The 4,074-nt window shown below is 33.8% G+C and carries 4 protein-coding genes and 1 pseudogene; 1 reads left to right on the forward strand and 4 read right to left on the reverse strand.

Translation table 11 applies throughout. The features are described from left to right. Nucleotides 1-30: 30 nt before the first annotated feature. From ACZQCL_RS05275 to ACZQCL_RS05290, 4 genes are all read right to left on the reverse strand, one after another. Entirely contained in the window at nt 31-315 is a 285-nt protein-coding gene (locus tag ACZQCL_RS05275) for a hypothetical protein (RefSeq protein WP_482482067.1), read from the reverse strand. Nucleotides 316-323: 8 nt separating this feature from the next. Further along, entirely contained in the window at nt 324-935 is a 612-nt protein-coding gene (locus tag ACZQCL_RS05280) for a CpXC domain-containing protein (RefSeq protein ID WP_331865656.1), read from the reverse strand. A 12-nt stretch (nt 936-947) separates the two neighbouring features. Next, on the reverse strand, nt 948-1,844 hold the full coding sequence (locus tag ACZQCL_RS05285) for a cation efflux transmembrane domain-containing protein (RefSeq protein ID WP_331865655.1): 897 nt from the start codon (nt 1,842-1,844) through the stop codon (nt 948-950). 61 nt (nt 1,845-1,905) lie between these two features. Then, the gene (locus ACZQCL_RS05290; protein WP_331865654.1) at nt 1,906-3,822 is read right to left on the reverse strand and encodes an aconitate hydratase; all 1,917 of its coding nucleotides are present in this window, start codon (nt 3,820-3,822) and stop codon (nt 1,906-1,908) included. Nucleotides 3,823-3,915: 93 nt separating this feature from the next. Here ACZQCL_RS05290 and ACZQCL_RS05295 point away from each other — a divergent pair. Further along, a pseudogene (locus ACZQCL_RS05295) lies at nt 3,916-4,074 on the forward strand (citrate synthase); the annotation flags it as partial.

Genomic DNA, 4,074 nt, shown 5'->3' on the forward strand with positions numbered 1-4,074 from the left:
GCATTCGAAATAAAGATATATGCCCAGAAGTCAATTTATATAAGACGTTGTATGAGTGTTGATTTTAGCTTTATATCCTAATTTATTAAATGTGTCTTTTTCAAAAACATATGTAATATAGGTATATACTTCCGCTTCATTCAGATCATGAATACTTTTATTTAACACAGAATCAATGTGCAACATATATTGTTCATCGTTCAAATTTTCCATTTTTAAACAATGATACACATTTAATATAATCGGATCATATGCATCTTTTACGCGATATCCCACGTGTAATAAATCTACACATGCATGAATGCTTTCAATCATTGAATCACCTACTTCGTATTTGAAACGGCCCAAGAAGCATCTACAATATAATCTTGTTTAATATCTGATAAGAAGACTTCTTCCACTTGTTTATACACACCTTCATGAAATGGCATAAAATGCATCTTATCACTTTCTTTTTCATCCAATACCATAACGTAATGTGGATTTTCAAAATTTTGAATATTCCAATAATAAAGACCATTTACATTACCGGCATCTTCATATTGAGATAGTACAAGGAGTTTATAAAGTTCCATAATACGATCATCATATCCACTATCTGAAATCAAAATCTTCTCGATCCAGTCTCGCTCATTATCTACGATTCGTACTGTATAATCTTTGCCTACATTGGCATGATCTAATATTTTTTTAATGGGTTCCAGTTCTTTTTCTTCTGTAAATTGAATCAATAACTTCTTTTCCATATCGTGATATAAAACTGGATACGGAATGTGGAATTTAGAATGGCAATGTGTACATTCCATATCAAAGAGTTTTCCACTTAACACTCTATTTTTCATATCTTTGTCCATTTGAACGTTGATCGACGTAAAAATATCAACATTAAACTTTTCATTACATTCAGGACATACTAATTCTATTTTATTTTCCATTCCAAATTACTCCTATTTATTCGCTAATACATTGGGAACAAGTTCGACAAAACAATCTTCATATTCTTTTTGAAGTGCTATTTTCAATTCTCGATTGGCTACTTCCAATTCGGTATACGACATCATATCAATTCGTGTTGTGAAATAGATGGATATCCACATTTTTCTTCCTGTTGTCGTAATATCATAAAATACCGGATCATATGGATAATTATCCAACACAGAAGAGGATATGTTTTTGATTTTTGCGACTTCTTTTTCATCTGGACTCAACAACATCAAACTACGAAAACTTTCTCCTATCATTTGAATCGGTTCTTTCATCATGCCTAAAGCAAGGATGATTGCGACAATCTGATCAAAATAGACAGATATACAAGAGAGTGGTGTGTGCACTAAAAATGAAGATAGAAAAAACGCAAGTGATACACCTATGCTTGAAAACACATCGATTTTCCATCCATAAATTTCTACATCTACAGTTGGTGATGTTACTTTTTTATTAATTCGCATTAAAATCAATAAAATCAGTGCAGAAAAGCATGTTAATATCGTTTCAAACAAAGATACCTGCATGTGGTCAATTTCATTACCACCATTCAACATGATTTGAACATTATTCATGATCAGAACCATCATAACCGCAATAAACATGAATCCTTTTAAAAGAATCAAAATACTTTCAAGTTGTGCATAGCCAAAGGGATGTTTTTCCGTAACTGGCTTATAAAATAAAGGAATAATATAAATCGTTAAACCAATCACGACAAGTTCAGTTGAATCATAGACTGTATCTGCCAATACAGATTGCGATTTAGAAAAGATTGCCATGATAAGTTCTGCAAGCGCAAATACAACACCGGACCAAAATGAAATACGCATCACAATTTGTTCCTGTTTTTCTTTCATTTTCTCACCTAATTTCCTCATTATTATATCACAAGAAAAAGGAACGCTTAATAAAACGTCCCTATTGTTGATTACGAATGTAGTTTAATGCGCCACCCGCCATAAGAATATCAATATCTTCTTGACTGATTGGTGCATGTACTTTGTATGTTTCATTCTTTGTCACATTTTCAACGATCAAATCTAATGAATCATATAATGAGTTTACATTTTCTATCTTTAATTCATCCATTTCATCGATTTTATCGTAGTCTGATTTATCTATAAATATCAGTGGCAACAAGCCAAAGTTGACTAAATTAGCCAAGTGAATACGGGCAAATGATTTTGTCAAAACAGCTTTAATGCCTAAATACATAGGTGCAAGTGCTGCATGTTCTCTACTTGATCCTTGTCCATAGTTTTCTCCAGCTACAATGATTCCACCATTATTTTCTTTACATACTTCATCGAAATGAGGTTTATTATTTTCAAATACAAATGTGGATAACTTTTCGATATTTGAACGATACGGTAAAACCTTAGCTCCTGCTGGAGCAATGTGATCGGTTGTGATATTGTCTGGTAATTTAATTACAACTTTTTTATCAATTGTTGAATCCATTGGCGTATTTACTGGTAGTGGTTTAATATTGGGCCCACGAACAATTTCCACATTTTCTGGATCCTTACTTGGAGCATAAATCAATGAATCATCGATATAGCTTTGTTCTTTTTCAAATTCATCCGCATATTCTAAAGTAGTTGGATCTGTGATGACTCCTGTAATTGCACTGGCTGCAGCTACTTCTGGTGATACTAGATAAATACCTGCACTTAATGTGCCGCTTCGACCATAAAAATTACGGTTAAAGGTACGTAAACTTACGGCATCACTCTTTGGACTTTGTCCCATACCAATACATGGTCCACATGTACATTCTAGAATTCTTGCTCCACAAGATACAAATGTCGCAAGTGTTCCGTTTTCAATTAATTTCATTAAAACTTGTCTAGATCCTGGTGAAACCACAAGACTTACATTATGAGCAATCTTTTTCCCTTTTAAAATGGCTGCGGCTTTCATTAAATCTTCATAACCTGAGTTAGTGCATGACCCAATCGCAACTTGGTCCACTTTCATTCCGGCTAGTTCAGACACATTTTTTATAGCATCTGGTGAATTTGGACATGCCGCTAATGGAGTAAGTTCATCCAGATTGATTTCAACTGTTTCGTCATAATGACAACCTTCGTCTGCACTTAAAGCAATGTAGTCTGATTCTCTTTGTTGGCGCTTCAAAAATTCACGAGTTACTTCATCACTTGGAAAAATAGACGTAGTTGCACCAAGTTCTGCCCCCATATTTGTGATGGTAGCTCTTTGGTAGACACTTAAGTTTTTAACGCCTTCTCCGGTATACTCAAATACTTTTCCAACTCCGCCTTTTACACTTAATAATTCTAACAATTTTAAAATAATATCTTTACTTGAAACACCATGTGCTAAAGTACCTGTTAATTTTACTTCGACTACTTTAGGACATGTTAAACGGTAACCAATTCCTGCCATAGCTTTGGCGACGTCCAATCCTCCAGCACCAATGGCGATACATCCCATAGCGGAAGATGTTGGTGTGTGTGAATCGGAACCAATCAATGTCTTTCCTGGTTTGGCAAAACGTTCTAGATGAACTTGGTGACAAATTCCATTTCCGGGTTTTGAAAAATAAATCCCATATTTACTAGCTACACTTTGAAGATAAGCATGGTCATCTGCATTCATAAATCCATTCTGTAATGTATTGTGATCCACATAGCTGACAGATAATTCTGTTTTTACTTTTTTAACGCCCATAGCTTCAAACTGCATATAAGCCATAGTTCCTGTGGCATCTTGTGTTAGAGTCTGATCCATTTTGATTTCAATAGGTTGCCCCGCTTCTAATTTCCCTTTTAATAAATGTTTTTCTAGAATCTTATACGTTAAATTTTGCATAGACAATATCCTCCGTTTGAAATTATAACAAAAAATGTAACAAAATGAAAGTTTATGTTATAATATGAAACATACGAAAGGAGGTTTCAAGAAGTGAAGACACTTAAAGAAATCTATCAAGCTAATGAAGAACTCAATTATATCGATTCTTCCTTATACTCTAGATATCGTGTAAAAGCTGGTCTTAGAAATGATAATGGCACGGGAGTTAAGGTGGGTTTGACTAAGATTTGTGATGTTATTGGATATAAA

This window comes from Holdemanella sp. (genome assembly GCF_056804935.1).

What these genes read in the sequence shown, in the direction of transcription:
- ACZQCL_RS05290 (WP_331865654.1), bottom strand. Translation starts at nt 3,822, where the DNA reads ATGCAAAATTTAACGTATAAGATTCTAGAAAAACATTTATTAAAAGGG.
- ACZQCL_RS05285 (WP_331865655.1), bottom strand. Translation starts at nt 1,844, where the DNA reads ATGAAAGAAAAACAGGAACAAATTGTGATGCGTATTTCATTTTGGTCC.
- ACZQCL_RS05275 (WP_482482067.1), bottom strand. Translation starts at nt 315, where the DNA reads ATGATTGAAAGCATTCATGCATGTGTAGATTTATTACACGTGGGATAT.
- ACZQCL_RS05280 (WP_331865656.1), bottom strand. Translation starts at nt 935, where the DNA reads ATGGAAAATAAAATAGAATTAGTATGTCCTGAATGTAATGAAAAGTTT.